This is a genomic window from Streptomyces sp. NPDC042346 (assembly GCF_055581845.1).
In genome coordinates this window covers 353,434-379,801 of the sequence record NZ_JBVJEH010000011.1, presented here as the reverse complement: position 1 = coordinate 379,801, position 26,368 = coordinate 353,434, and the positions used below count along the sequence as shown (strand labels likewise).

The 26,368-nt window shown below is 73.3% G+C and carries 22 protein-coding genes and 1 pseudogene; 14 read left to right on the top strand and 9 right to left on the bottom strand.

From position 1 onward, the window contains the following. Window positions 1-150: 150 nt before the first annotated feature. A complete protein-coding gene (locus ACZ6K0_RS35425) occupies window positions 151-1,278 on the bottom strand; it encodes an aminoglycoside phosphotransferase family protein (RefSeq protein ID WP_376404205.1) in 1,128 nt (375 codons plus the stop codon). 234 nt (window positions 1,279-1,512) lie between these two features. Between ACZ6K0_RS35425 and ACZ6K0_RS35420 the strand changes: the two genes are divergently transcribed. Further along, a complete protein-coding gene (locus ACZ6K0_RS35420; RefSeq protein ID WP_376404203.1) occupies window positions 1,513-3,006 on the top strand; it encodes a DNA-binding protein NsdB in 1,494 nt (497 codons plus the stop codon). A gap of 135 nt (window positions 3,007-3,141) precedes the next feature. On the opposite strand, the gene ACZ6K0_RS35415 is transcribed toward ACZ6K0_RS35420, so the two are convergent. Further along, window positions 3,142-4,635 (bottom strand): PP2C family protein-serine/threonine phosphatase, encoded by a 1,494-nt coding sequence (locus ACZ6K0_RS35415; RefSeq protein WP_376404201.1) that lies wholly within the window; start codon window positions 4,633-4,635, stop codon window positions 3,142-3,144. 372 nt (window positions 4,636-5,007) lie between these two features. On the opposite strand from ACZ6K0_RS35415, the gene ACZ6K0_RS35410 reads away from it, so the two are divergent. Both ACZ6K0_RS35410 and ACZ6K0_RS35405 read left to right on the top strand, forming a co-directional pair. Next, window positions 5,008-6,246, top strand: coding sequence for a hypothetical protein (locus ACZ6K0_RS35410; protein WP_469230236.1), 1,239 nt, complete (start codon window positions 5,008-5,010; stop codon window positions 6,244-6,246). A 57-nt stretch (window positions 6,247-6,303) separates the two neighbouring features. Beyond that, complete coding sequence (locus ACZ6K0_RS35405) at window positions 6,304-7,527, top strand: threonine synthase (protein WP_376404197.1); 1,224 nt, start codon at window positions 6,304-6,306, stop codon at window positions 7,525-7,527. A gap of 55 nt (window positions 7,528-7,582) precedes the next feature. Here the strand turns inward: ACZ6K0_RS35405 and ACZ6K0_RS35400 are convergent, their stop codons facing one another. From ACZ6K0_RS35400 to ACZ6K0_RS35390, 3 genes are all read right to left on the bottom strand, one after another. After that, window positions 7,583-8,245 carry an NADPH-dependent F420 reductase gene (locus ACZ6K0_RS35400; protein WP_376404195.1) on the bottom strand — a complete coding sequence of 221 codons (663 nt, stop codon included), beginning with the start codon at window positions 8,243-8,245 and terminating at the stop codon, window positions 7,583-7,585. Window positions 8,246-8,317: 72 nt separating this feature from the next. Continuing rightward, the gene (locus ACZ6K0_RS35395) at window positions 8,318-8,854 is read right to left on the bottom strand and encodes an anthrone oxygenase family protein (RefSeq protein ID WP_376404193.1); all 537 of its coding nucleotides are present in this window, start codon (window positions 8,852-8,854) and stop codon (window positions 8,318-8,320) included. Window positions 8,855-8,877: 23 nt separating this feature from the next. After that, window positions 8,878-9,318: a hypothetical protein gene (locus tag ACZ6K0_RS35390; RefSeq protein ID WP_469230238.1), complete on the bottom strand. Its 441-nt coding sequence runs from the start codon at window positions 9,316-9,318 to the stop codon at window positions 8,878-8,880. A 95-nt stretch (window positions 9,319-9,413) separates the two neighbouring features. Between ACZ6K0_RS35390 and ACZ6K0_RS35385 the strand changes: the two genes are divergently transcribed. Continuing rightward, the gene (locus ACZ6K0_RS35385; RefSeq protein ID WP_469230240.1) at window positions 9,414-9,935 is read left to right on the top strand and encodes a GNAT family N-acetyltransferase; all 522 of its coding nucleotides are present in this window, start codon (window positions 9,414-9,416) and stop codon (window positions 9,933-9,935) included. A 68-nt stretch (window positions 9,936-10,003) separates the two neighbouring features. On the opposite strand, the pseudogene ACZ6K0_RS35380 reads toward ACZ6K0_RS35385, so the two are convergent. Next, a pseudogene (locus ACZ6K0_RS35380) lies at window positions 10,004-10,581 on the bottom strand (YdeI/OmpD-associated family protein). A 186-nt stretch (window positions 10,582-10,767) separates the two neighbouring features. On the opposite strand from ACZ6K0_RS35380, the gene ACZ6K0_RS35375 reads away from it, so the two are divergent. Continuing rightward, entirely contained in the window at window positions 10,768-11,712 is a 945-nt protein-coding gene (locus tag ACZ6K0_RS35375) for a carbohydrate kinase family protein (protein ID WP_469230242.1), read from the top strand. Here the strand turns inward: ACZ6K0_RS35375 and ACZ6K0_RS35370 are convergent. Together ACZ6K0_RS35370 and ACZ6K0_RS35365 are read right to left on the bottom strand one after the other, a co-directional pair. Continuing rightward, window positions 11,690-12,979 (bottom strand): ATP-binding protein, encoded by a 1,290-nt coding sequence (locus tag ACZ6K0_RS35370; protein WP_376404185.1) that lies wholly within the window; start codon window positions 12,977-12,979, stop codon window positions 11,690-11,692. The two genes, ACZ6K0_RS35375 and ACZ6K0_RS35370, sit on opposite strands and share 23 nt — an antisense overlap. A gap of 200 nt (window positions 12,980-13,179) precedes the next feature. Further along, window positions 13,180-13,539, bottom strand: coding sequence for an SPW repeat protein (locus ACZ6K0_RS35365; protein ID WP_376404183.1), 360 nt, complete (start codon window positions 13,537-13,539; stop codon window positions 13,180-13,182). Between the two features lie 310 nt (window positions 13,540-13,849). Between ACZ6K0_RS35365 and ACZ6K0_RS35360 the strand changes: the two genes are divergently transcribed. Beyond that, a complete protein-coding gene (locus tag ACZ6K0_RS35360; protein WP_376404181.1) occupies window positions 13,850-14,221 on the top strand; it encodes a cupin domain-containing protein in 372 nt (123 codons plus the stop codon). 148 nt (window positions 14,222-14,369) lie between these two features. Here ACZ6K0_RS35360 and ACZ6K0_RS35355 read toward each other — a convergent pair whose 3' ends face one another. After that, window positions 14,370-15,314 (bottom strand): TauD/TfdA dioxygenase family protein, encoded by a 945-nt coding sequence (locus tag ACZ6K0_RS35355; RefSeq protein ID WP_376404179.1) that lies wholly within the window; start codon window positions 15,312-15,314, stop codon window positions 14,370-14,372. Between the two features lie 550 nt (window positions 15,315-15,864). On the opposite strand from ACZ6K0_RS35355, the gene ACZ6K0_RS35350 reads away from it, so the two are divergent. The 8 genes from ACZ6K0_RS35350 to ACZ6K0_RS35315 all read left to right on the top strand — a co-directional run bounded on the left by ACZ6K0_RS35350 (window position 15,865) and on the right by ACZ6K0_RS35315 (window position 26,303). Beyond that, the gene (locus ACZ6K0_RS35350) at window positions 15,865-17,094 is read left to right on the top strand and encodes an ROK family protein (RefSeq protein ID WP_469230245.1); all 1,230 of its coding nucleotides are present in this window, start codon (window positions 15,865-15,867) and stop codon (window positions 17,092-17,094) included. A gap of 76 nt (window positions 17,095-17,170) precedes the next feature. Beyond that, window positions 17,171-17,242, top strand: coding sequence for a putative leader peptide (locus tag ACZ6K0_RS35345; RefSeq protein ID WP_351768172.1), 72 nt, complete (start codon window positions 17,171-17,173; stop codon window positions 17,240-17,242). Between the two features lie 391 nt (window positions 17,243-17,633). Further along, window positions 17,634-19,244, top strand: a complete 1,611-nt coding sequence (locus tag ACZ6K0_RS35340; protein ID WP_469230247.1) for an ABC transporter substrate-binding protein — start codon at window positions 17,634-17,636, stop codon at window positions 19,242-19,244. Window position 19,245: 1 nt separating this feature from the next. Next, window positions 19,246-20,178 (top strand): ABC transporter permease, encoded by a 933-nt coding sequence (locus ACZ6K0_RS35335; RefSeq protein WP_469230249.1) that lies wholly within the window; start codon window positions 19,246-19,248, stop codon window positions 20,176-20,178. Further along, window positions 20,175-21,056, top strand: coding sequence for an ABC transporter permease (locus tag ACZ6K0_RS35330; RefSeq protein WP_469230251.1), 882 nt, complete (start codon window positions 20,175-20,177; stop codon window positions 21,054-21,056). Before ACZ6K0_RS35335 ends, ACZ6K0_RS35330 begins: the two co-directional genes overlap by 4 nt. Continuing rightward, entirely contained in the window at window positions 21,053-23,038 is a 1,986-nt protein-coding gene (locus ACZ6K0_RS35325; protein ID WP_469230253.1) for a dipeptide ABC transporter ATP-binding protein, read from the top strand. The genes ACZ6K0_RS35330 and ACZ6K0_RS35325 overlap by 4 nt, the downstream gene beginning before the upstream one ends. Beyond that, window positions 23,035-23,991 (top strand): formylglycine-generating enzyme family protein, encoded by a 957-nt coding sequence (locus tag ACZ6K0_RS35320; RefSeq protein ID WP_469230255.1) that lies wholly within the window; start codon window positions 23,035-23,037, stop codon window positions 23,989-23,991. Before ACZ6K0_RS35325 ends, ACZ6K0_RS35320 begins: the two co-directional genes overlap by 4 nt. Then, entirely contained in the window at window positions 23,988-26,303 is a 2,316-nt protein-coding gene (locus tag ACZ6K0_RS35315) for an arylsulfatase (RefSeq protein ID WP_469230257.1), read from the top strand. Before ACZ6K0_RS35320 ends, ACZ6K0_RS35315 begins: the two co-directional genes overlap by 4 nt. Window positions 26,304-26,368 lie beyond the last annotated feature (65 nt).

The following is a 26,368-nucleotide window of genomic DNA, read 5'->3' as shown; positions in this document are numbered from 1 at the left end:
CCCGGCCTGCCGCGCGGGGGGGGGGGGTCCCACGTTTCGGGTTCCGGCCGCCCCGTCTGGGTGGCGGGGTTGTTGGGGGGGGGGGGGGGGGGGGCGGGGGGGGGGGCCCCCCCCCCCCCCACCCCCGTGTCGCCGGCCGGACCCGCCCCTTCAGCGCGTTCCGACCGCCGCGCGCACGGCCCGCCGTGCCATGGCGCAGTCGTCGTGCAGCCGCCTCAGGAGCAGCCGCTGTTCCTCACCGGCGGAGAGCGCACCGGAGGGCACCGGGACGGTACCGGCCGGCGGAGCCTCCTTGATGGTGCGCTGCACCGCCGTCTCGTAGGTACGGATCTCCCGCGTCAGCACGATCATCAGGTTCACCAGGAAGGCGTCCCGGGAGGCCGGGCCCGCCTGCTGGGCGAGCTGACTGATCTGGCGCCGGGCCAGCGGCGCGTCACCGAGCACCGCCCACAGCGTCGCCAGGTCGTAACCGGGCAGGTACCAGCCCGCGTGCTCCCAGTCGACGAGGACCGGACCGGCGGGGGAGAGCAGGATGTTGGAGAGCAGGGCGTCACCGTGACAGAACTGGCCCATGCCCTGCCGGCCGCCCGCGTGCGCCAGACCGTGCAGCAGCTTCTGCAGGTCGTCCCGGTCCCGGTCCGTGAAGAGACCGAGCTCGTGGTAGCGCGCGATCCGCGTCCCGTAGTCCAGCGGGGCGTCGAAGGTCCCGGCCGGCGGCCGCCAGGCGTTGAGCCGGGCGATCGCACCGAGCGCCGCCCGCACGTCGGCGCGGGGCGGGGCCTCGACGGGGTGGCGCGAGAGCGCCGCCGCCCGTCCGGGCATCCGCTCGATCACCAGCGTGCAGTTCTCCGGGTCCGCGGCGATGAGCCGGGGCGCCCGCACCGGCGGCCGGTGCCGGACGAAGGAGCGGTAGGAAGCTATCTCGTGACGGAACCGCTCGACCCACGCGGGGGAGTGGTCCAGTAAACACTTCGCGACCGCCGTCGTCCGCCCGGTCGTCCCGACGATCAGCACGGAGCGACCGCTGCGGCGCAGCACCTGGACCGGATTGAACTCCGGGCAGATGCGGTGCACCGAGGCGATCGCCATCTTGAGCTGCGCCCCCTGCGGGCCGGACAGGTCGAGTCTTCCGCTCACCGGCTGTGTGCCGGTGCCGCCCGTCCAGCGCCGGGGCCGTACGGCCTGGGGCGCGGGGGCGAGGTACGGCCCGGCACCCGCCGGGACGATGCGGTGCTGCGGCCGGGGCGGGGCGGACACGGAGGACGATGCTGTGTACATGGAGGTGACAGATCCCTTCGTGGTCCGACGAGTTGCGTGCGTCGCCCCGCCCGCCCCCGGGTCCGCACCCTGGGGAATGAGGGCCGGTCGGCGGGGCGGGGTGGCGCGTTCCTACCTGACACCCGGGCGCGGGTGGCGGAACATCGGGCGCACCCTGGCGAACCCTGGCGAATAGTCGCCAGCCCTATGACAGGGGGTTACTGTCAACTCAGCCGAGAACCTGGGGGCTTAGACGTGACCGGACAAACCAACACCCGCCTGGCAGACCTGTTCGGCCTGGCCGGCTGGTCCAAGGGCGAACTCGCGAGACTCGTCAACCGGCAGGCGGCGGCCATGGGCCACCCCCAGCTGGCGACCGACACCTCGCGGGTGCGGCGGTGGATCGACCGGGGCGAGACCCCGCGCGATCCCGTCCCCCGGGTGCTGGCAGCACTGTTCACCGAGCGACTCGGCCGTGTCGTGACCATCGAGGACCTCGGGTTCGAACGACACGGGCGCGCCGGAAAGCGGCAGGCCGTCAGGAACGACGACAACCCTGACAACCTGCCCTGGCCACCCGATCGTACGGCTGCGGTCCTCACCGAATTCACGGGAATGGACCTCATGCTCAACCGACGCGGCCTGGTGGGCGCGGGTGCCGCGCTCGCCGCCGGCTCCGCACTCAGCAGCAGCATGTACGACTGGCTGCAGACCGACCCCGCACGAAAGGCCACCGCCCAGCGCGCCACCGATCCCCTCCACGCCGACCCCGCCGGGTTCGACCGCTATGAGGCCGCCCCCGTCGGGTCGGAGGAGATCGAGGCGCTGGAGTACTCGGTGAACGTGTTCCGCGCGTGGGACGCCTCACGAGGCGGCGGCCTCCAGCGCAAGGCCGTCGTGGGCCAGCTCAACGAGGTGGGCGGCATGCTCGCCTACCGCCACGCCGACCACCTCCAGCGGCGCCTCTGGGGCGTCGCCGCCAACCTGGCCGTCCTGGCCGGCTGGATGTCCCACGACGTGGGTCTTGAACCCACCGCGCAGAAGTACTTCGTCATCGCCGCCCACGCGGCCCGCGAGGGCGGCGACCGTCCCCGGGCAGGCGAGGCGCTGTCCCGGGCCGCCCGCCAGATGGTGCACCTGGGCAGGCCCGACGACGCCCTCGACCTGATGAAGCTGGCTAAGGCCGGCGGGGGCGAGGAGATGCTGCCGCGGACGCAGGCCATGCTGCACACGATCGAGGCCTGGGCGCAGGCCTCGATGGGGCGTGGCCAGGCCATGAAGCGGACGCTGGGCGAGGCGGAGGAGCTCTTCGTCTCCGACCGGGCGGACGTGGAACCGCCCAGCTGGATGCAGAACTTCGACGAGGCCGACATGCACGGCATGCAGGCCCTCGCCTACCGCACCCTCGCCGATCACGACGCCTCCGCCGCGGTCCCCGCGCAGCGGCACGCCAGGCTCGCCCTGGAGCTGCGCAGTCAGGGGCACAACCGCTCGAAGCTCTTCGACTTCATCTCGATGGCCTCGGCGTGCTTCATCGCGGACGACCCGGAGCAGGCCGACCGGTACGCCAGGCTCGCTCTCGTCTCCATGGGGGAGACCTCGTCCCACCGGACGTGGCACCGGCTGCGGGAGATGTACCGGCTCACCGGGCAGTACGCGGGTCACTCGAAGATCGAGGACCTGCGCGAGGAGATCGAGCTCGCCCTGCCCAAGTCGCCGGTCAACCGGCCGAGAACGGGTGAGGCGTGAGCCCCGCCTGAGGACATCGCGGGGCCCTGGTCCTCTCATGGGGGCGGGGTGCGAAGGGGGCGACCCGGAAGCCGGACACGTCGGCGACCCGGAACCGGTCAGTGATCCCGGGCTGCTCGACGACTCCTGGCTCCGTCAGTGGCCGACGCGTACCACCATCACGCAGGCGTCGTCCTCGCGCGGCTCCTCGCCGAACTCCTCGATCACCGCGCGCACGCATTCCTGGGCGTCCCGCGCCTCGGTGAGCCGGGGGCCGAGGGTGAGCAGCCGTCGCGTGCCGGTGTCGTCGTGCACGCCGCTGCCACGGGTCAGTCCGTCCGTGTGCAGCACCAGCAGGTCACCGGGGAGCAGGCGGGTCTCGGTCTCGCCGTACCTCCCGCCGCTCGTCGCCCCGAGGAGCACGCCCTCGGGCCGGCGGAGGGCGAGCCCCGTCCCGTCGCGGAAGAGCAGCGGGGCGGGGTGCCCGGCCTGCGACCAGGTCAGTGTCTGGGCGACCGGGTCGTACCGGCAGCACATCGCGCTGCCGAGCGCGGGCTGTACGGAGGTCTCCAGGAGCTGGTTGAGGTGGCCCATCAGGGCGCCGGGGCGGATTCCGGCCACGGCCATGCCGCGCAGCGCGCCGAGGAGCATGGCCATCGAGGAGGTCGCGGCGACCCCGTGGCCCGTCAGATCGCCGACGGTGAGGAGGGCGTCGCCGCCCGGCAGCGCCAGCGCGTCGTACCAGTCGCCGCCGATGAGGCCGGTGCTGGCGGCCGGCAGGTAGTGGGCCGCCACGTCGAGCGGGGCGGGGCCGTCGTGGGCGAAGCGGAGCGAGCCGCGCCACGGCGGGAGCACCGCTTCCTGGAGCTCGACGGCGACGCGTCGCTCGGTGCGCTCCATGTGACGGCTGCGCTCCAGGCTGTCCCGGCTCTCGCGGACCGCCCGCTGGCTGCGCCGCAGTTCGCTGACGTCGCGGAGAACGGCCCACATGGAGGCGGTGCAGCCGTCGGCGTCGAGGACGGGCTCACCCGTCATGTGGACGGTACGTACACGGCCGTCCGTCCGGATGATCCGGAACTCGCCGTCGATCGGCTTTCCGTCGATGAGGCAGTCCGTCACCATTCCCTGGAGGACGGACTGGTCCTCGGCGAAGACCATGGAGGGCAGCTCGTCCAGCGACATCGGGCCGCTCTCGCGGGGGCGGCCGAAGATCTGGAACAGCTCCTCGGACCAACTCACCTCGTCGGTGAGGAGGTTCCACTCGGCACTGCCGACGCGGGAGAGCAGCGAGCCGGTACGGGCCGGGGGGGCCTCGCCGTAGGCGGTACCGGGGGCGGCGTCGGCGGTGAGTGCCGTGCCGAGGACGGCCTCGGGATCGGCGTCGGCCTTGGCGTCGGTCCCGGGTGCGGCCCCCTCCGGGACGCCGACCCGGAGCTGCCCCAAGTGGGCGCCCAAGTCGTCGAGTTGGTGCACCGCGAGGTCGCACAGGGCACGCTGCCACCGCTGCTGGGGATCGTCGTCGTCCGTCACTGAGTCCCGGCGGACGGCGTCCACCTCGCCGCGCAGGCGACGGGTCTGCGAGATCAGCGCGTCCACCGCATCCGGTTCCGGCGGCTGGGCGGGACGGTCCGCGAACAGATGGGACGGCATGTCGTACTCCGATACAGGCGCGGCGCGGCCAGGTGGGAAAAGGAGGCCCGTCCTCGACTGTTGCACAGCCCGAGACAGCTCGTAAGGGATTTGGCAACACTCGATCCGGTGGTGCTTCTGACATATGCCAACGGCCCGACGATTATCGGACAGGCCGCGACGCGTTACGGTGCGGGGGTGGTGATCGACGACGGAAACGGCACGGTGAGCACGCACGCGGCAGGTACGCGGATGCGGGGAACGAGCGCGCGTACGGGCGCGCCGGCCGACGCGCGGCCGCGCGTGAATCCGGGTGCGGACATACATCCGGGCGGGGGTGCGGACGAGGGTGTGCGTACGGTCACGGGCGCGGCGGGTACGGGTGGGGCGGGTGTGAACGATGTGGGTACGGCGGTGCTGCTCGCCGCCGCGCCCGCCGGACGGGGCCGCGCGATGGACGCCGCGTCCGTACTGCCGGCTCTCGCCGCCGTACCGCCCGCCGTCCTCACCGGCACGGCCACCGCCACCGTCGTCGAACTCGCCGACCCGCTGGACCCCCAGACCGTCCTCACCCGCCTGCGCGCGGCGGCGGCGAGCCCCGGCCCCCTCGTCCTCTTCCTCGCGGGCCAACTCCATCTCGACAAACGGCAGTTCCTGCCCCATCTCGCCCTTGCCCGCACCACCACGGCGACCCTGCGCTACACGGCACTGCCCTGGCACTGGCTGGCCGGCGAACTCGGCGGACGGCCCCCCGGCACCACGACCGTGGTCGCCGACCTCGCGGCGGACCCCGAGGTCTGGCAGCGCCTCGCGGCCGCACCGGACCTGCTCCACCTGGGCCCCGGGCCGTACCTGTACGGACGGGTGACGCCGGCCCCGCGCCGGGGCGAGCCCACGACCCCCGACTACCTCCGCGCCTGGGCGGAGCTCTGGCGCGCCGGCGCCCGTCCGCCGCACCCCGCGATGCACGCCGAGGCGGCCATCCGTGCGGCGGCTCACACGCCCGCCCCGGAGGCGCTCCTCCTGGCCCCCGGGAACCTGGCCCCTGCCCCGAACCCGGCTCCCGCCTCGAACCCGGCCCCCGCTCCGTACGCGGCCCCCGTGACGAACCATGCTCCTGCTCCGTACGCGGCTCCCGTACCGCACCAGGCTCCTGCTGGGCACCCGGCTCCTCCTCCGTACCAAGCTCCTCCCGCACGCGCACCCGCACCGGCACCCGCCGTCGCCCAGGATCCGCATCCCGCGATCCTCGAAGCCGCGAGGGCCGGCCGGCACGGCGAGGCGGCCGCGGTGGCCGCCGCCTGGGAGAGCGATGCCCTGCGCCGTCACGGACCCCGGTCCGCGGAGGCCGTGCACTGGACGGAGGTGCGGGCCGACCTCGCCCGCCTCGCCGGCGAACCGGCCCGCAGCTGCGAACTGTGGCTGTCGGCAGCCGAGTTCAGACTCGCCCTGCGGCAACAGGCGGACGACCCCGACGTCGAGGCGGCCGTCGACCGGGCCCACCACCAGTGGGAGCAGATCGGTGACCGTGCCAGGGCCGACTCCCTCGGCCCCGCCCTGGTCGCGCTGCGGGAGAAGGTCCCCGGCCGCCGGCCGGGCGCCCTCGCCGCGCTGCGCCGCCGCATGGGCTGAACCGGACCGCCCCTCGAACCGGAGAGTCGACGGCACCACCACCCGAAAGGCCATCGTGTGAACCAGCCCGCCACGGCACACCGCTCGCTCGCCACCGCCCAGCGTTCGCTCGCCGATCCCTCCGTGCGCCACCCGCTGTGGCCGCCGCTCACGGCGGGCTGCCCCGTCACCTCCACCGACGAGGTCGCGTATCCCCTCGACATCGACTACGCGTACGACCAGGTCCCGGCCGACCTGTTCACGCGCCCGGCCGCCCATGGCCTCGAACGGTGGGCCCCGCTGCTCCCGCCGCTCGCGGCGCCCGGCCTCGGCGAGGGCAACACCCCGATGGTCGCGCTCTCCGACGGCGTCTGGGTCAAGGACGAGTCGCGCAACCCCACATGGAGCCACAAGGACCGCCTCAACCGGGTCGCCGTCAGTGCCGCCGTCGCCTCGGGCGCGCGCGGGATCGTCGTCTCCTCCTCCGGCAACCACGGCGCTGCGGCCGCCGCCTACGCGGCCCGCGCCGGACTGCCCTGCGCCGTCTTCACCTCCCCGCACGCCCCGCCCGCCGTGGCCTCCCACCTCCGCGCCTACGGGGCGACGGTCCTGACCGTCCCGTACGCGTCGGTCCGCCCCCTGATGCGCCGGATCGTCGACGAACTCGACTTCCAGGCCGTCAGCAGCGTCACGGACACCGCCCACACCGGGCACCCCTTCGGCCCCGAGGGCTACAAGACCCTCGCGTACGAGATCGCCCTCGACCTCGGAAGGGCTCCCGCGGCGGTCCACCTCCCCACCGGATACGGCGAGTTGCTCTTCGGAGTCGCCAAGGGGTTCCAGGAGCTCGCCCGACTCGGGGTGACCGACTCCGTCCCCCGGATGTACGCGACCGAGCCCGCCGCCGCCGGCGCGCTCACCGAGGCCCTCCGCACCGGCCGCCCCACCGCCCGCGTCCCCGTCGGGCCCACCCTCGCCTACGCCATCGACTGCGAGATCAACAGCTACCGCGGCGTCCTCGCCGTCCGGACGACCGGGGGAGCGGCGCGGACGGTGACGGACGATCAGATGATCGCAGCCCGTGTGGAGTTGGCCTCCCAGGGGCTCTGGTGCGAGACCTCGTCGGCGGCCGGCCTCGCCGGTCTGCGGGCCCACGGGCCACGCGAGAACGACGGCCCGGTGGTGTGCGTGGTCACGTCCAGCGGCTACAAGGACGTCGCCACCGCGACGGAGACGTACGAGCCGACGGCCCCGGACTGGCCGGCGATCAAGGCCGCCCTGACGGCTGCCGTGGCGGACTGAGGCACCGGGGAGCGGGGAGCGGGGAGCGGGGAGCGGGGCCGAACGGCGTTCGCCCTCAGCTCTGTTCGTCGTGGGCGGCCGGAGGCACGACCCGGATGTTGAACGCGAAGGTGCCCGTCGACAGGGCGATCCCGACGAAGAGCAGCGCGAAATGCTCCTGTCCCCGGGCGGTGGCGATGCCGCCCAGGTCGAGCAGCGAATCGGCGGGCCAGCCGAGGTCGGTCACGAGCCCGCCCACGACCCGCTTGGCCTCCGCGTCCTCCCCGGAGAGGAAGAGCGTGCTGGGCCCCGCCAGGGAGTCCGGTGCGACCATCACCTCGCGGTCGATCGTGCAGAGGGTCTTCACCACGCGGGTCTCCGGGAACGCCCGCTGGATCTCCTCGCCGAGGCTGACGACCGGGTGCGAGAGCGACTCGTCCTCCAGGAAGCCGACCGCGACGTCGAGGAGGACCTTCCCGGCGAGGGCCGGGGCGCCGATCGACGCGAGCAGCGCCACGGAGGCCGTGCCCGGGGTCGCGTTCACGAGGACCTCCGCGTGCGCGGCGGTCCCGGCGGGGTCGTCGACCCGTAACCCCGCCCGGTGGAGCTCCTTGAGCCCGGTGAGGAGCTCTTCGTCACCGGGCCGCCGTGACCCGAGGACGACGTCGTGGCCCGCCCGCAGCCAGCCGGCAGCGAGAGCCCGTCCTACATTGCCTGTTCCGAGGATTCCGATCTTCATGACGCTCATCCTGGTGTCACCGGCGCCCACCCCGCCTCGGCCGGGGGACCGGACCCGCGTCGGCCGCTCGGACTAGGCCGAGCGCTTGGCTGTCTCCTGGGCCGTAGCGTCGGCCGGGTCCTGGGCCGAAGCGGGTGCGGCGGGTGGGACGGCCCCCGGACGCCACAGGCAGAGGACGATCAACAAGACGAACGCGGCGAGCGCCGTGAGCGTGCGCAGGTTGTTGAACAGCTCCCAGCGCCGCAGGATCTCCGCGTGGTCGGCGGGGGCCGCGGTGAGCGCCCACTCCTTGATGCGACCGTTGATCGGCACGTTGCCGAGGCGGGTGATGAGGAAGGACGCGAGCGTCAGCAGAGCCGCCGCGCCCGCCATCAGCCGGGCGCGGCCGCGGGTGAGGACGGCGAGGGTCAGGGCACTCAGCGTCGACACCGCCATGGCCGCCTGCATCGTGATGCCGTTCATCTTCATCAGCTCGGCGTGGAAGGAGAGCCGCATGTCGAGCGGTACGGCGTTGAACGTGGGGACGAGGTTGGCCGCGCCGTACCCGAAGGCACCCGTGAGGAGGCCGGTGGCGAGGAGGGCGAGTCCCTGGAGGACACGGATGGGCATGGTGGAGGGCTCCGGTGGTCGGGTCAGGCGAGCGAGGGGTCGGCGAGGTCGAGGCGCAGCTCGTTTCCCCAGTCGTTGGTGAAGACGGCCGCCGTTCCTTCGTAGCGCACCCCCACGAACGGGTTCGAGCAGTACATGAAGGCCACCCAGCGCAAGGAGCCGTCGGGGTTCAGACGGGCGAGGTGGCCGGTGTTGCCCATGCCGGCGCCGCCGCCGCACATCCGTCCCGATCCGTCCGGCAGCGCGCTCTCGAAGAAGTGGTCCACCTCCGCGGTGCCGTCCTCCTCGACGGCCCGGTCCACGTCGATCGGATCGCCGAGACGGAACGGGATCGGTTGCCGGGCGTCCGGGTGGTACGCCCCGGGGCCCTCCACGTGCACCTCCGTGCCGGTGTCGTCCGGGCGGTACAGCCCGTCGCGGTACGGCAATTCCCCGGCCGCCCACAGCCGTACGACTGTCCCCACGTCCCCCGCCACCTCCACACCGTCGTCGATCCGAGGACCGTAACGTGCGGGACCACCGGTGTCGTTCCCGGGGGCGGGCTGAGAGGATCGGAACCATGCCCGTCTCCCCGACTCCGACATCGACCCCCACCACGGCGCCGCCCGCGCCGCCGGCCACCGACCGGCTGCTCCTGCGGAGCGTGCGCCGTGGCGACCTCGCGGCCGTGACCCGGCTGTGGACCGACCCCCAGGTGCGGCATCACCTCGGCGGCCCCGTCACGGAGCCCGTCGTCCGGATCCGGCAGCGGCGGATCGTCGGGGCGGCCGGGTTCCACGCCGTGATCCGGGCCGAGGACGACGTCCTGCTGGGGCTCGTCACCGTGGAGCCCGGCGCGCGGAACGGGGAGACGGAGGTGTCGTACCAGTTCCTGCCCGAGCACTGGGGGAGGGGCTACGCCCGGGAGGCCGTCGGCGCGGTCGTCGCACGGATCCTGGAGAGCACGCCGAGCGTGGTCGCGGTCACCCAGGAGGCCAACGACCGCTCGCGCCGCCTCCTGGAGGCCGTCGGCATGGAGCACGCGGAGTCCTTCGTGGAGTGGGACGCCCACCAGGTCCTGTACCGGCAGCGCCGAGACTGACCGGCTGCGCCGCGACCGACCTGCCGCGCCGTGACTGACCTGCCGCGCCGTGACCGGCCGGCCCGCGCTCAGCGGGGCCGGCCGCCCGCCGCGAGCGCCGCCACGGCCCGCTCCAGGCGGGCCGCCCGCGTCTTCGCCGTACGCGCCTGCCAGAGGCTCAGGATCACCAGGTAGCGGTCCGTCTTCCCCAGGGCGTCGAAGGCCGCCGAGGCCCGCGGATCCGCCGCGAGCGCGACCGCCAGGTAGTCCGGGACGGTCGCGTCCTTCTGGGAGGGGTACGCGGACTCCCACCGCCCGTCCGCCTGTGCCGCCCGCACCTCGGCGAGGCCCGGCTCGCGCATCCGGCCGGCGGCGTCGAGCGCCTCGACCTGGCGGACGTTGACCTGGGACCAGAGGCTCCGCGGCCGGCGCGGGGTGATCTTCTGGAGGTACGTGTGCTCGTCGCGCGCGATGCGCTTGCCGGTGATCCAGCCGTAGACGAGCGTGCCGTCGAGGATCTCGTCCGCCGTCGGCGAGGGGAGGTCGCTGCCCTTCTTGGCGAGCAGCAGCCAGATACCGGGGTGTCCCCGTGGTGCTTCTCCAACCAGGCCTCCAGCTCCTTCCCGTCGCCGAACGCGATGACCGCGAGCCCCTCGACCGTCTCCACCGTCGCCACCGGAAAGTCCTTCCCCCGCACCGCCGCCGACACCGCCGGCGAGTCACGCCGCCATCCTTCGTGCACACGATAGTGACAGCGGCCCGATGACGGCCGGAGCCCGCGGCGACGTACCATCTCCGGGTCGTCCACCAGGGCACCCGCGTCCGGGACACCTACGCCGAGGAGCGCCGACCCATGTCCTTCCTGGTGATCGGCGAGTGCGTCGCCGACATCGTCCGCGCCCCCGCGGGCTCCGGCGCCGCCGACCGCGTCCACCCGGGCGGCAGCCCCGCCAACGTCGCCTACGGTCTCGCCCGCCTCGGCCGGGACGTCACCCTGCTCACCCAGCTCGCCGACGACCCCGCCGGCCGGCTGATCGCCGGCCATCTGACGGGCGCGGGCGTCCGGATCGCCCTCGGCGGCACACCCGCGCGCACCCCTTCGGCGGTCGTCGGCCTCGACGAGCGGGGCCGGGCCACGTACACCTTCGACATCGCCTGGACCCTGGAGGCCGGAGCGGCTGCGGAGGCCGACGCGTCTCCCTCCCATCTGCACATCGGCTCGATCGCCGCCGTCACCGCGCCCGGCGCGGACACCGTGCTCGCCGAGACCGGGCGGCTCCGCGACCGGGTCACGGTCAGCTACGACCCCAACGTCCGCCCGGAGCTGATGGGGGAGCACGCCGAAGCCGTCGCCCGGGTCGAGCGCTGCGTCGCCCTCAGCGACCTCGTCAAGGCGAGCGACGAGGACCTGGCCTGGCTCCACCCCGGCGAGGACCCGCTCGCGGTCGCGGCCCGCTGGCTCACCCTCGGACCGGCCGTCGTCCTGGTCACCCGGGGCGCGGACGGCTCGTTCGCCCTGACCCGGCACCACGCCGTCGCCGCCGGGGCGCCGCCGGTCTCCGTCGTCGACACCGTCGGCGCGGGCGACTCCTTCATGTCCGCCGTCCTCGACACCCTCGCCGGGCAGGACAGGGCGGCGCTCGGCGAGCTCTCCGCCGAGGAGCTCGCGCGGCTGCTCGACCGGGCCGGCAGCGCGGCGGCAGTCACCGTCTCCCGCGCCGGCGCCCAGCCGCCCGACCGAGCCGAACTGGACGCCGCGCACGAGGAGTTCGCCCTCAGGTCCGGGCGTGCGTCGTGATGTCCGAGGCGAACTGCTCGACCATCTCGGGGGTGACCGTCGGGCGGCACTGCCCGATGGCCTCCAGATAGTCCGCCGTGCTCGCCCCCGGCGTAGGGTCGTCCGCGCCCCGGCCGCCGACCGCGACCAGGTCCCGCTCGAAGGAGGCCTGAGCGGCGATCCGGGCCGCGTGTTCGATGTCGGCAGGGGTGAACAGATCGCTCGCCAGGACGAGTTCGTCGATGTCGACGTCCGTCCGGCCGTCCGTGTAGCGGGCCCAGATCGCGGCCCGCGCCACCTTGTCCGGCGTACCGATCGGGATGAGGTAGTCGAAGCGGCCGGGGCGCAGGAACGCCGGGTCGAGGGAGCGGATCGAGTTGGTGGCACAGACGAGGAGGCGCTCGTCCCGCTCCCGGAAACCCGGTATCAGCTTCAGGAGTTCGTTGGTGACGCCGTGCATGCCGCCGGGCTGCGCGGGCTCCGAGCGGACCGGGGCGATCTCCTCGACCTCGTCGATGAAGACGAGGACCCGCTCCAGTTCGGCGATCCGCGCGAACGCGGAGCGCAGCGCGGCGGCGAGGTTCCCCTCGTCGGCGAGCCGGGACGGCAGGATCTCCACGAAGGGCCAGCCGAGCCGGGAGGCGATGCCCCGCGCGAACGTGGTCTTGCCGGTGCCGGGAGGGCCGAAGAGACAGACCGCGCGCGGCGGCCGCACCCCGTGCCGGGTGGCCCGCTCCGGCTCGGCGAGCGGCAGGACCACCCGGCGCTCGATGAGGTCCTTCTCCCGCTCCATCCCGGCGACCTTCGCCCACAGGTCGCCGGGGAGCAGCCGTCCGCCGAGGTCGTCGAGGAGTCCGGCGGCGGGCCCGTGCAGCGGCTCCACCTTCTCGAAGTACGCGACGGCCGGCTGCCGCGTGTACCCGGCGTTCAGCAGACCCTCGCCGAGGAGCTCCTCCTCCGGGAGGACGTACGCGATCCGCCCGACCCGGGCCGCCACGAGCCGCCGCTCCAGCTCCACGAGGAGGGCACTGGCCAGGCCGCGGCCGCGCCACGCCGAGGAGATCGCGATCCGCATCACCCAGGCCCGCTCGCCGGAGACGCAGGCGAGCGCGGCGCCGATGGGCGCGCCCTGGTGGACGGCGACCACGGCCGGCTGCCGGGAGGTGAGGGCCCCGATGCACTCGGCGAGCGAGAACACGGACTCCTGCCCGAGCTCGGCCGTGGTGTCGATCAGATGGACGACGGCCGCGAGATCGCTCTCGCGATAGTCATGGATGTGCCAGTTCACCGCTGGTACCGCCCCTCGTTGGTGCCGATGGGGCGAGGCTAGGCGCGGCCGCGGACACCGGTCGTGCGCCACCGTGCACAAGGCGGCACGGGCAAACGCTCCGTACCGGCTCTATGCCGCTCGCGGTCGCCGGACGGACGCGGTGAACGGCGGCGCCTCCGCGTAGGGGAGGCGCCGCCGTTCCGGGAGAGGTCAGTAGGTCACGTCCTTCTCTTGGTCATGAGCAGCCCGCCGGCCGTGAGGGAGAACAGGCAGACGCACGCACCGGTGATCACGTTGCTCAGGATCGTGCCGGTGTCGGGGTTCTGCCCGACCAGCCACGGAGCGACGATCAGCCAGACGCCCAGGATCAGTACGACGAAGTTCAGGTCCTGCGACCGCTCGGGGGCCATCGACATGCAGAGGCCGAGCGCCGCGATGCCGATGCCGACGACCAGGTTGCTGATGGCGAGTTCCGGCTGGGCGGCGGAGAAATGAACCGTCCACGCGGAGACCGCCGCGTAGATTCCGGCGAGGACCACGAGTTCCTCGACCGCCGCGACACCTCGGGTCTGGAGCATGCGGGCGTAACGATCCCGCATTTCCGACGCATCGGGGTGTCCCGCGATATCACCGGGACGGTGAGAGACGTCGGCCATACGACTCGCCTCCTTATGGCGTCATGCGCGTCTGACCGTTTGTGTGGCAATCATGCCGCGGCTCCATTGTGCGCTTATCTGTCCTTTATGTGTAGGTTTACCCGCTAGGGGAAGCGCACAGAATTCGCCCCGTGAATATGCCCGGAACCACCAAACGAAGGTGGGCCCGGCCGGCCCGGCGTAGCCTGGAAGTGGACTCGGGGCCAGGCCTTTCCACCGCCGGGAGAGCGTGATGGCCGGGATCGTACAGAAGAGCTTCGATTCAGCGGACGAGACCCGTCCCTTCGAGGACGGCAAGGGCAGGCTCGACCTGATCAACGGCGATCGCGGAGCGGTCGGCCGTGCGGTGTTCGAGCCGGGCTGGCAGTGGTCCAAGCACGTGAAGCCGATCGCCGGCACCGACAGCTGTCAGGCGTCGCACGTCGGATACATCGTCAGCGGCAAGATGAAGGTCGTCATGGACGACGGGGAGTCGGTGGAGTTCGGCGCCGGCGACTTCATGGAGGTCAAGCCCGGACACGACGCATGGGTCCTCGGCGACGAGGCCTGCGTCGCCCTCGACTGGGTCGGCTTCGGCGACTACGCCCAGTCGTCCGGTTCCTGACGCACCCCGTCCCGGCCTCCGTCCCGACTTCCGTCCTGACGCACCCACCGTCCTGACGAACTCCCCGACCTGACGTATCCCTCCCGTCCTGGGGCGCGCCCCAGGACGGGAGGAACGCCGCGCCGTCGGCCCTTCCGGGCGCCCCCGGTCAGACAGCGACGGGCTCCTTCGTGGACGCGCCGGAGGCGATGCCGAACGCCGGGTCCGGGACGGACTCGGGCGCGAGGAGGACCGAGGCGGCGCCGTCCACGCCGACCGGCACGTCGCCGTCGATGGTCACCCGGCGCAGCTTGCGCTCGTGGTCGTCGGAGTCGTCGACGCCGTAGTGCTGGGTGGCGCGGTTGTCCCAGATGGCGACGTCGCCGACCTGCCACTGCCAGCGCACCGTGTTCTCCGGGCGCTCGATGTGCGACTGGAAGAGCGCGAGCAGGGCACGGGAGTCGGCGCCCGTGAGGCCGTTGATCCGCTGCACGAAGTTGCCGAGGAGGAGCGTGCGCTCGCCGGTCTCCGGGTGGACCCGCACGACCGGGTGCTCGGTCAGGTACTTCGTCGAGGCGAAGACCTCACGGAAGCGCGCGAGCTGCTCGGGCAGCACGCCCGGGCGCAGGGCCGCGTAGTCGTAGTCGTTGGAGTGCACGGCGCGCAGGCTGTCGGCGAGCGCGCGGAGCGGCTCGGGCAGCTTGGCGTACGCGGTCGCGGTGTTGGCCCAGAGGGTGTTGCCGCCGTACGGCGGAATGGTCACCGCGCGCAGGATCGAGAAGGCCGGGTACGCCGGCACGAAGGTGACGTCCGTGTGCCACTGGTTGGCCCGGGCGCCGTGGTCCGAGTCGATGGGGAAGGAGTAACGGCCGTCGACGGAGGGGACGGTGGGGTGCGCGACGGGGGTGCCGAGGAGCTTGCCGAAGGCCTCGTGGGCCTCCTCGTCCAGGTGGTCCTGGCCACGGAAGAAGACGACCTTGTGCGCGAGGAGCGCGGCACGGATCTCGGCCACGGTCTCGGCTGAGAGGTCGCCGCCGAGGCGGACGCCGGAGATGACGGCGCCGAGGCGGCCGCCGACCTTCTGAACGGTGACGGTGGTGGTCGTGGTCGACATGGTGGAGTGGTCCTTTCGGAGGTGTGTGTGAACGCGCTCAGGAATTAATTCCGGAGCGGAAGCAATGACGTGACGACGAGGAACCGGCCGACCGGGGGAGGCGCACCGGAGTACGGGACTACCGGTGTGCGGGACCACGGGAGTACGGGAGTACGTCGCACGAGAGCGGTGTACGGAGGCGGCGCAGCGCGCCGGAGTGGTGCGGGTACGGGCGGCCAGCCCGTCACGCGAAGGGGTCGCGAGAATCAGGCGCCGGAGCCGGCGGGACACGAGGAGGTCGCGAACATGTCCCGGAGACTGGCAGCGGCCGTCGCGGGACGTCAAGCGACCGTCCGGGCCCCGAACAGCGCCCCGTGATGGTTGAATCGGCGCCTGCCCGGCGCCGTCCTCCTCGGTCTCCGCAGCCCAGTTCGCCCGCAGCACCCCTGCTGACCAGCGGCGATGCGTCACCACTCCGAGGGATCGGCCCGCACGGGCGGAGCCTCGACGGCCCCGCCGCCGACGGCCCCGCGAATTCACACCGCCGCAACAGTGACGCAGAGAGGCACCCATGACGACCCCCTCCCACGCTTCCCGGATGGCGGGCGACGGCCGGCGCGAGGCCAACGCCGCCACCGTGCTGCGGACCGTCCTCGACCACGGCCCGGTCGCCCGCGGCGCGGTCGCCCGGCTCTCCGGTCTCAGCCCGGCCGCCGTCTCGCGCCAGGCCACCGACCTCACCCGGCTCGGTCTCCTGCGCGAGCTGCCGGAACTGACCGGAGGCGGCGGTGTGGGACGACCGCAGATCCCCGTCGACCTGCACATCGGAGCATCGGGCGGGCCGGTCGTCGGCGGCGTCCATCTCGGCGTGCCCAGCTCGACGTTCGGCCTGGTCGACCTGCGCGGCCGGGTCCTGGCCCGCCGTACCCACCCGCACGGCGGCACCGCGCCGGACGGCCTGCCCGCCGCCGTCGCCCGCGCCCTGCGGGGCTTCCTCGACGAGCACACCCAGGGGCGCCCGCTGCTCGGCGTCGGCGCCGCCGTCGGCGGCTGGGTGGACCCCGCGGCGGGAGTCGTCGTCCGCCACGACGCCCTCGGCTGGCGTCGCCGCCCGCTGGCCGCGGAGCTCGCCCGGGGCCTCGGCGGGCACACCGTACGACTCGACAACCACGCCCGTTCCATCGCCCAGTCGGAGATCCTCTTCGGGCGTCCCGCCGCCCGGCGCAGCCTCGTCCACCTCTTCATCGGCAACGTCGTCGACGCGGCCGTCGGTCTCGCCGGGATCGTGCACCAGGGCCCCGGTTCGGCGGCCGGCGACGTGGCGCACCTGCCGGTACCGGACTCCACCGTCCCCTGCCCGTGCGGGCGTTCGGGCTGCCTGGAGGCGACCGCCTCGAACACCGCGCTCGGTCTCACCGCCGTGCGCAGGGGGATCGTCCCCGAGCCCGACACCTTCCTCGTCGTGGACGCGGCGGCGGCGGGGGACCGGCGCGCCGATCGCCTGCTGCGCGAGCGGGCGCGGGCGGTGGGGCGCGCCATCGCGCTGCTCATCGACGTCCTCAACCCCGACCTGGTCGTCGTGACCGAGCACGCCAGCGTCCTCGAACCGGACTATCTGGAGGAGATCCGCGGGGCGGCGATCGACCTCTCGCACGTCTGCGACGACCCCGAACGCATCGTCAGTCCACATGCCGGACCGGCCACGCTGCCCGTCGCGGCGGGCACGGTTCTGCTGAATCCCCTGTTCAGAAGGCCTCTTCGGACGGTCGACGAGCTGCTCGGCGAGGGCCGGGAAGGGTGATGTCGTCTCAGAATGCGGGCATGACCGGTTGACCGCCTCGCGGAGCCGCTGTCATATTGCTCCCGTGAATCCGGACATGCGCCTCATCTCCCGCAGGCACGTCGACCTCTGTCGACAGGCCAGTGCGGTCTGTGCCGTCCGCATCTGATCCTTCACGGCTGACCCCTCTGCTCCGGTTGCTCGGCCGATCGCCCCGGCGGGTGCGCTGACTCCGTCCCTTCGGGTGCGTTGACTCCGCCCCGGCCGCGCCGAACACCCCCGGACCCACAGCCTTCCGGCCCCCTTTCGCGCCCTGTCGTCCCGGCCACCGACGGCCGGCGACGACTCCTGGCAACCACTGGGAACCACCGGCAATCACTGGGAACCACCGGCAACCACTGACGGCCGCCGGACCGGCCGTCTCGCCGTACGTACACCGTCACACCCCGTCCCGTACCGCGCATCCCGCGTCCCCCGCGTGCCCGGTGCGCGCATTTCTCCCGCAGCGGAAGGAATGCGCGCACCCCGCGCCCTCCGACCTCTTTCACAGGCAGGCAACGATGACCGAGTCGTACCCCACCACGCCCACCGCTCCCACCCGGCGCACCACCCTGCGCGCCGCGGGCGGCGGCGCCCTGCTCCTCGGGCTCGGTCTCGCGGGCTGCCGTTCAGCGGTCTCCGAGACCGAAGCCCCCTCGGGCCAGGCCGGCGAGGCGGGCAAGGCGGGCGCGCAGCCCCGGCGCGGCGGCACCCTCAGCGTCGCCGTCAACGCGGACTTCACGCCCAGCCTGCTCTTCGCCCAGAGCGCCCAGTCGCTCCAGCAGCGGCTGATCTACAACACCCTCACCCGCTACGACGACGGGCTGAAGCCGCAGCCGGAACTCGCCACCTCCTGGGAGTACGCCAAGGACGGCCGCAGCATCACCCTCGCCCTGCGCACCGGCGTCACCTTCCACGACGGCCGGCCCTTCACCGCCGACGACGTGATCTTCGCGGTGAAGAACCTTCAGAACCCGCTCCGCGCAGCCCAGTTGAGGGCCACGGCCGCAGCCGTCACCGGTTTCGAGAAGCGCGGTGACCACGAGCTCGTCCTGAAGCTCGCCCACCCGGTGAACAACCTCTTCGACCTCTTCGAGTTCATGATCATCACCGATCGGCACAGCGTCGAGGACGCCGTCACCGGCAAGAAGCTCATCGGTACGGGACCCTTCCGGCTGACCAAGTGGAGCCCCGGCTCCGGGGTCAGCCTCACCCGCAACGAGACGTACTGGCAGCCCGGCCGGCCCTACCTCGACGGCGTCGAACTCCGTGTCGTGCCCCAGGCCGACGCGCTCCTCTCCTCGCTCAGGACCGGCCAGTCCCAGCTCTCCTTCAGCGTCCCCGGGAAGAACCTCGCCGTCGTCGCCGCCACCCCCGAACTCGCCATCAACGAGTACGCCACCGGCGGGGGAGCCGTGTACCTCGGCGTCAACACCACCGTCGCCCCGCTGAACGACAAGACCGTCCGGCAGGCCCTCGCCTGGGGCATCGACCGCGAGCGGATCCTCCAGCAGGTCCTCGGCGGCTACGGACTCGCCTCCGCCACCCCCTGGCCCAAGTCCTCGCCCGCCTTCACCGAAGCAGGCCGCACCCACTACACCCACAACCCCGGAAAGGCCCGCGAGCTCCTCAAGTCCGCCGGCCACACCCGCCTCGACCTGCCCCTCCTCCACGTCAACCTGCCCGGCGAGACCGCGGTCGCCGAGGCCGTCCAGTACGACCTCCGGCAGATCGGCGTCCACGTCACCCTCCAGCCGACCGACTCCGCCGCCGCCCAGAAGAACCTCATCTCCCAGAACATGCCCGGCCTCTGGACGATGAGCCACGGCTTCGCGCAGGTCCAGCCGTCCACCCTCGCCGTCAGCGCCTACCCCTTCAACGAGGCCAAGAACACCTCCAAGTTCCGCTCCGCCGCCTACACGAAGGTCGTCCGCGAGGCCTGGACCACCCCCGCCGACGGCGCCCGCGCCAACACCCTCCGGCAGCAGATCACCGACACGCTCCTCGACGAGGCGTTCATCATCGACCTGGCCATCCGCGGCGCCGTCCAGGTCTCCGCCAAGAAGCTCCACGGCGTCACGCTCAACAAGTTCTCCTACCTCAACCTCGACGACGCCTACCTGGCGGGCTGAGATGCGCGGCTATCTGCTGCGGAGACTCCCCTCCGCCCTCCTCGCCTCCTTCCTCGTCTTCGCCGTCCTCCGGCTGGTCCCCGGCGACCCCGCGGCCGTCCTCGCGGGACCCGACGCGAGCGCCGAGGCCGAGGCCGCCATCCGGGCCCGCCTCGGCCTCGACGACCCCCTGCCCGCCCAGTACGCGCGGTGGATCGGCGGCCTCCTCACCGGCGACCTCGGACCCTCCTACGCGATCGGCGGCCAGACCGCCGACCTGATCGGCGACGGCATCGGCGCCACCGTCGAACTCACCCTCGGCGCCCTGCTGTTCGTCGTCGTCCTCGGCACCGCCTTCGGCATCGTCGGCGCGACCTCCCACAACCGCTGGCTCCGCGGCACCGTACGGATCCTCACCACCGGAGCACTGGCCGTCCCGCCCTTCGTCACCGGCGTCCTCCTCGTCCTCCTCTTCGCCGTCCTCCTCGGCGTCCTGCCCCCGGGCGGCCGCGTCCCGCTCCTCACCGCACCCGACCTCGGCGTCCAGTACCTCCTGCTGCCCGCCCTCTGCCTCGCTCTGCCCAGCGCCGCAGTCCTCGGCCGCTACCTGGAGGACAGCATCGGGCGCGCCCTCGCCGAGGACTACGTCCGCACCGCCACCGCGGCCGGCATCGCCCCCCGGCGCCTCCTCTGGCGCCACGCCCTGCCGAACGCCCTCCCGCCCGTCGTCACGCTCCTCGGCATGCAGACCGGCCACCTCCTCGGCGGCGCCGTCCTCGTCGAGGCGATCTTCGCCTGGCCGGGCCTCGGCCAGCTCGCCGAACAGGCCCTGGTCCGCCGCGACTACCCCGTCGTCCAGGACCTCCTGCTCCTCCTCGTCACCGTCTTCGTCCTCGTCCAGCTCCTGACCGACCTCGCCCATGCCTGGCTCGACCCCCGGATCAGGTGGGAGTGACCATGACAACCCGCGCTGTCAAACCGTCCCCAGCCACCGTCGAAACGGCCCGAGCCCGCAGGCCCCTTCACCCCTACCGGGCCGCCCTCGCCACCGCCCGCGGCCGGACCGGCCTCGCCCTCGTCGGCCTGGTCGTCCTCGCCGGGCTCCTCGCCCCGCTCCTCTCCGGCCACGGCCCCACCGACCAGAGCGCCCTCGCGCTCGCCGGACCCGGCACCCCCGGCCACCCCCTCGGCACCGACGACCTCGGCCGCGACCTTCTCTCCCGCCTGCTCCACGGCATCCGCGCGGACCTCGGCATCATCGCCGTCGCCGTCCCGCTCGGCGCCGCCCTCGGCTGCCTCCTCGCCCTCGGGGCGGCCGCCCACCCGGTCGCGGACACCGTCGTCCAGCGCGCCTTCGACCTGGTCCTCGCCTTCCCCGGACTGATCCTGGCGCTCGCAGTCACCGCGATCCTCGGCCCCGGCCGGACCCCCGTGATCCTCGTCATCGCCCTCGCGGAGATCCCCGTCTTCGGGCGGCTCCTCCGCACGGGCATCCTCGTCCAGCGCGGCCGGGAGTACGTGACGGCCGCCCGCGTCGGCGGCACCTCCGGCGGCCGGATCCTCACCCGCCACATCCTGCCCAACGCCGCCGACCCGCTCGTCGTCCAGCTTGCCGTCTCGCTCACCGTCGCCGTCTTCATCGAGGGCGCCATGAGCTTCCTCGGCGTGGGGGTACGGCCCCCCGAACCCACCCTGGGCGCCGTACTCAGCCAGTCCATGCCCTACCTCGCCCAGGCCCCGCACTTCGCGGCGGGACCGCTCGTGACCGTGACCGCGCTCGTCCTCGGCCTCTCCCTGACCGCCGAGGCACTGAACCGGGAGATACGCCGATGACCACCCCGCCGCTCCTCGAAGTCCAGGGCCTGGACGTGGAGTTCACGACCCCGGACGGCGGGGCGCTGCACGCCGTCCGGGACGTGTCCTTCACGCTCCGCCGCGGCGAGACGCTCGCCGTCGTGGGCGAGTCGGGCTCCGGCAAGTCCACCACTGCCCTCGCCCTCCTCCGGATGCTCCCCGGCACCGGCCGGATCAGCGGCGGCTCCGTCCGCCTCGACGGGCAGGACCTCGCCACCGCCGACGAGCCCGCCCTGCGGGCCGTGCGCGGAGCCCGTATCGGCATGGTCTTCCAGGACCCGATGACGGCCCTCAACCCCGTCCTCACCGTCGGCCGCCACCTGGACGAGGTGCTGCGCGCCCACGACGGACACACCAAGCGCGGAGGCCGCCGCGACAAGGCCGCCCGGCGCGCCCGCTCCGTCGAACTCCTCCGGCTCGTCGGCATCCCCGACGCCGAACGCCGCCTCGACGACCATCCGCACCAGTTCTCCGGCGGCCAGCGCCAACGCGTCCTCATCGCCATGGCCCTCGCCGGCGAACCCGACATCCTCCTCGCCGACGAACCCACCACCGCCCTCGACGCCACCGTCCAGGACCAGATCCTCACCCTCCTCGGCGACCTCACCCGCACCTCCGGCACCGCGCTCGTCCTCATCACCCACAACATGGGCGTCGTCGCCCGCGCCTGCGACCGGGTCCTCGTCATGTACGGCGGCACCGTCGTCGAGGCCGGCCCCACCGCCGAGGTCCTGTCCCACCCCCGCCACCCCTACACCGCCGGCCTCCTCGCCGCCGTGCCCCGGCTCTCCGCCCCCTCGGGCACCCGGCTCACCGGCATCCCCGGCACCCCGCCCAACCTCTCCCTGCCGCTCGCCGGCTGCGCCTTCGCCGCCCGCTGCTCCCTCGTCGAGGACCGCTGCCACACGACCGTCCCGCCGCTCACCGCCGTGACCGGAGCGGGCACCGGGACGGGCATCGCGACGGGCACGGGCCCGGCCACCGGCACAGGGACCGACGCGGGTACCGACACACGTACCGACACAGGTACCGGCACCGTCCGCGCCGCCTGCCTGCCCGCCGCCGAACGCACCACACCCCTGCCGCCGCCGCCCCCGCCGCCCCTCCGGATCGACCGGCCCGCACCCGGCGCCGTCGTCCTCAGCGCCGAGGGGATCCGCAAGACCTACAAGGACCGCGGCCGCCGCTCCTTCACCGCGCTCGACGGCGTCTCGCTCACCCTCGCCGCGGGCGAGACCCTCGGCATCGTCGGCGAATCCGGCTCCGGCAAGTCCACCCTCGCGCGGGTCCTCGCCCACGCCCACCCCGCCGACGGCGGCCGGATCGTCCTCGACGGCCGGGACGTCACGCGCCCCCGCCGGGCCGAACTGCACGCCGTGCGCCGCCGCGTCCAGATGGTCTTCCAGGACCCGTACGCCTCGCTCAACCCCCGCATGACCGTCGGGGAGATCATCGCCGAACCGCTGCGCGCCTTCGGGACCGTCGCCCCGGGGGAGCGCACCGAGCGCGTCGCGGAACTCCTGCGGCTCGTCGGCCTCGACCCGGCCGCCGCCGACCGCCACCCGCGCTCCTTCTCCGGCGGCCAGCGCCAGCGCGTCGGCATCGCCCGGGCCCTCGCCCCCGAGCCCGCCGTCCTCATCTGCGACGAACCCGTCTCGGCGCTCGACGTCTCCGTCCAGGCCCAGATCGTCGGCCTCCTCACCGACCTCCAGCGCGACCTCGGCCTCGCCCTCGTCTTCATCGCCCACGACCTGGCCGTAGTCCGCCAGGTCAGCCACCGCATCGCCGTCATGCACGAGGGCCGGATCGTCGAGACCGGCGGCGCCGACGAGGTGTGCGAGCGCCCCCGCGACCCGTACACCCGCGCGCTCCTCGCCGCCGCGCCCGAACCCGTACCGGCAGCCGTTCCCGCCCGCGTACCCGTCCCCGTTCCCGTACCCGCCGGGGTGGTGGCCGAGTGAGCGCCTGCTGCACCCCCGGACGCGGCTGTACGGCAGCGGCCGGCGCCGCCGGGACCGTGGACCTCCTTCCCCTGCCGACCGTACGGACCGCCCCGCCGCCCCGCCCCATGGTGGAGCTGCCGGGCGGGACCTTCCGCATGGGCGACGCCTTCGACGAGGGCTACCCGGCCGACCGCGAGGGACCCGTGCGGGAGGTCACCGTCGCCGCCTTCGTGATCGACGCCACCGCCGTCACCAACGCCCAGTACGCGGAGTTCGTCCGGGCCACCGGGTACCGCACCGACGCCGAACGCTTCGGCTCCTCCTTCGTCTTCCACCTCCTGCTCCACCCCGCCGCCGCCCGCCACGTCCTCGGCCGGGTGGAGCAGGCCCCTTGGTGGCTGGGGGTCGAAGGCGCCGCCTGGTACAGCCCCGAGGGCCCCGGCTCCGGCATCCGGGACCGCGCCGACCATCCCGTCGTCCACGTCTCGTACGACGACGCCCTCGCCTACTGCGCCTGGGCGGACGTCCGGCTGCCCACCGAGGCCGAGTGGGAGTACGCGGCCCGCGGCGGCCTCGACGGCGCCCGCTACCCGTGGGGCGACGACTTCACCCCCGGCGGCGAGGAGCGGTGCAACACCTGGACCGGCGACTTCCCGTACCGCTCCGACCGCCCCGGCGGACACATCGGCACCGTGCCCGTCACGGCGTACGCACCCAACGGCCACGGCCTGTACAACACCTCAGGCAACGTCTGGGAATGGTGCCAGGACGCCTTCGCCCCGCCATCCGATGCCGCCCGCCCCGCCGAGCGCGTCATCCGAGGCGGCTCCTACCTCTGCCACACCTCCTACTGCAACCGCTACCGGGTCGCCGCCCGCTCCCACAACACCCCGGACTCCTCGACCGGCCACGGCGGATTCCGCACCGCCCGCTCACTTCCCCCGAATCCGGAAGGACCCGCCCCCGCATGAGCACCGCACCCCGCCGCGACCCCTACGAAGGCTTCCCCGGCCGCGTCGGCCGCACCTTCGCCGAGTCCGAGCCCGCCTGGCCCAGCCGCACGACCCCGCCGGCCAAGGCCCCCAACATCGTCGTCGTCCTCGTCGACGACATGGGCTTCAGCGACATCGGACCCTTCGGCTCCGAGATCCCCACACCGGTCCTGGACGGCCTCGCCGACGACGGCGTGCGGCTCACCAACTACCACACCATGCCGCTGTGCTCGCCGGCCCGCGCCGCCCTGCTCACCGGCCTCAACCCGCACCGCGTCGGCTACGCCATGGTCGCCAACTCCGACCCGGGATTCCCCGGCTACGGCATGGAGGTCGCCGACGACATCCCCACCCTCGCCGAACTCCTCCACGACACCGGCTACGCCACCTACGCCGTCGGCAAATGGCACCTCGTCCGCGACTCCGCCTCCAACGCGGCCGACGACCGCGCCAACTGGCCGCTGCAGAAGGGCTTCGACCAGTACTACGGCGTCCTGGAGGGCCTCACCAGCCTCTTCCACCCGCACCAGCTCGTCCGGGACAACAGCCCCCTCGACATCGACGAGTTCCCCGACGACTACTACTACACCGACGACATCACCGACCAGGCGATCTCCATGGTGAAGTCCCTGCGCGCCCACGACCCCGACAAGCCCTTCTTCCTCTACCTCGCCCACAACGCCGTCCACGGCCCCCTCCAGGCCAAGGCCGAGGACATCGCCCGCCACCGAGGCCGCTACGACGAGGGCTGGGACACCCTGCGCGAGCGCCGCTTCGCCGCCCAGATCGCCGCCGGCCTCTTCCCGCCCGGCACCGAACTCCCCGACCGCAACAGCGAGGCCGGACTCGACGTCCCCGCCTGGGAGTTCCTGACGGTCGATCAGCAGCGGCTCTACGCTCGCTACATGGAGGTGTACGCGGCGCTCGTCGACAACATCGACCAGAACCTCGGCCGGCTCACCGACACCCTCGCCGCCCTCGGCGAACTCGACAACACCGTCATCGTCTTCACTTCCGACAACGGCGGCACCGGCGAAGGCGGCGCGGAAGGCACCCGCTCCTACTTCAGCCGCTTCGTCCACCACCCCCGCCTCCCCGGAGACTGGGACCCCGACGTCGACCGCGACCCCGAACTCATCGGCGGCCCCCGCAGCCTCGTCCACTACCCCCGCGGCTGGGGCATGGCCTCCAACACCCCCTTCCGCCTCTACAAGGGCCACACCTACGCGGGCGGCGTCCGCGTCCCCTTCGTCCTCTCCTGGCCCGAAGGGGTACGCGACGGCAGGCTCGCGACCGGGCTGCGCTCCCAGTACCAGTACGTCACCGACATCGCCCCCACCCTCCTCGAACTCGCCGGTCTCGCCCGGCCCGAGAGCCGCCGCGGCATCCCGCTCCAGGAGCCCGACGGCATCAGCTTCACCCCCGTCCTCGCCGACCCCGCCCACGCGTCGACCCACCCCGAGCAGTACTGCGAGATGACCGGCAACCGCAGCCACTACCGCGACGGCCGCAAACTCGTCACCCTCCACTGGCCCGGCACGCCCTACGACGACTCCGAATGGGCCCTGTACGACATCCGCACCGACCCCACCGAGATCCACGACCTGGCGGCCGAACAGCCCGAGCTGGTCAAGGAGTTGTCAGCGGCCTGGGAGGAGGCCGCCTGGCGCAACGGCGTCTTCCCGCTGCCCGACCACAGCGGCGCCCTCGCCCGCCGCAACCCCGCGGAACAGCGCCTCAGCCGCCCCGTCACCCTGCTGCCCGGCACCCCCGAGCTGGAGCGCTACCGCTCGTCCAGGCTCGTCTCCCTGCGCTCCTTCGACATCACCGTGGCGGTCGAGGAGACCGGCGACGGCGTCCTCGTCTCCCACGGCGACCAGGGCGGCGGCTACAGCCTCTACGTCGAGAACGGCCGGCTGGCCTTCGCGTACAACGAGTACGGCCGCCTCCACGAGACCGACGCGGGCCCGCTCGCCCCCGGCCCCCACGAGATCGTCCTCGTCGCCACCGCCGAGGAGGGCCTGCGCTGGCGGTTCACCGTGCTCGTCGACGGCGAGCACCGGGCCGCGCCCGACAGCGTCCACCAGCTCGTCGGCATGGCACCCTTCCAGGGCATCAGCGTGGGCGTCGACCGCAAGTCCCCCGTCTCGTGGCCCCTCTTCGAACGCCACCGCTCCTTCCGCTTCACCGGCAGGCTCCGCTCCGTCACCTACCGCCCCGGAGCACCCGGCCCCGACGCACCCGAGGCCGTCGCGGCGGCCCTCAAGGAGGCGGCGGCCGCCTTCGAGTAACGGAACGCGGGCACGAACACGGACGGGTCGGGCCCGGGCGAAAAATCCCGGGCCCGACCCCACCC

What these genes read in the sequence shown, in the direction of transcription:
- ACZ6K0_RS35325 (WP_469230253.1), top strand. Translation starts at nt 21,053, where the DNA reads ATGACCACCCCGCCGCTCCTCGAAGTCCAGGGCCTGGACGTGGAGTTC.
- ACZ6K0_RS35335 (WP_469230249.1), top strand. Translation starts at nt 19,246, where the DNA reads ATGCGCGGCTATCTGCTGCGGAGACTCCCCTCCGCCCTCCTCGCCTCC.
- ACZ6K0_RS35375 (WP_469230242.1), top strand. Translation starts at nt 10,768, where the DNA reads ATGTCCTTCCTGGTGATCGGCGAGTGCGTCGCCGACATCGTCCGCGCC.
- ACZ6K0_RS35365 (WP_376404183.1), bottom strand. Translation starts at nt 13,539, where the DNA reads ATGCTCCAGACCCGAGGTGTCGCGGCGGTCGAGGAACTCGTGGTCCTC.
- ACZ6K0_RS35425 (WP_376404205.1), bottom strand. Translation starts at nt 1,278, where the DNA reads ATGTACACAGCATCGTCCTCCGTGTCCGCCCCGCCCCGGCCGCAGCAC.
- ACZ6K0_RS35415 (WP_376404201.1), bottom strand. Translation starts at nt 4,635, where the DNA reads ATGCCGTCCCATCTGTTCGCGGACCGTCCCGCCCAGCCGCCGGAACCG.
- ACZ6K0_RS35315 (WP_469230257.1), top strand. Translation starts at nt 23,988, where the DNA reads ATGAGCACCGCACCCCGCCGCGACCCCTACGAAGGCTTCCCCGGCCGC.
- ACZ6K0_RS35385 (WP_469230240.1), top strand. Translation starts at nt 9,414, where the DNA reads ATGCCCGTCTCCCCGACTCCGACATCGACCCCCACCACGGCGCCGCCC.
- ACZ6K0_RS35400 (WP_376404195.1), bottom strand. Translation starts at nt 8,245, where the DNA reads ATGAAGATCGGAATCCTCGGAACAGGCAATGTAGGACGGGCTCTCGCT.
- ACZ6K0_RS35355 (WP_376404179.1), bottom strand. Translation starts at nt 15,314, where the DNA reads ATGTCGACCACGACCACCACCGTCACCGTTCAGAAGGTCGGCGGCCGC.
- ACZ6K0_RS35360 (WP_376404181.1), top strand. Translation starts at nt 13,850, where the DNA reads ATGGCCGGGATCGTACAGAAGAGCTTCGATTCAGCGGACGAGACCCGT.
- ACZ6K0_RS35395 (WP_376404193.1), bottom strand. Translation starts at nt 8,854, where the DNA reads ATGCCCATCCGTGTCCTCCAGGGACTCGCCCTCCTCGCCACCGGCCTC.
- ACZ6K0_RS35350 (WP_469230245.1), top strand. Translation starts at nt 15,865, where the DNA reads ATGACGACCCCCTCCCACGCTTCCCGGATGGCGGGCGACGGCCGGCGC.
- ACZ6K0_RS35340 (WP_469230247.1), top strand. Translation starts at nt 17,634, where the DNA reads ATGACCGAGTCGTACCCCACCACGCCCACCGCTCCCACCCGGCGCACC.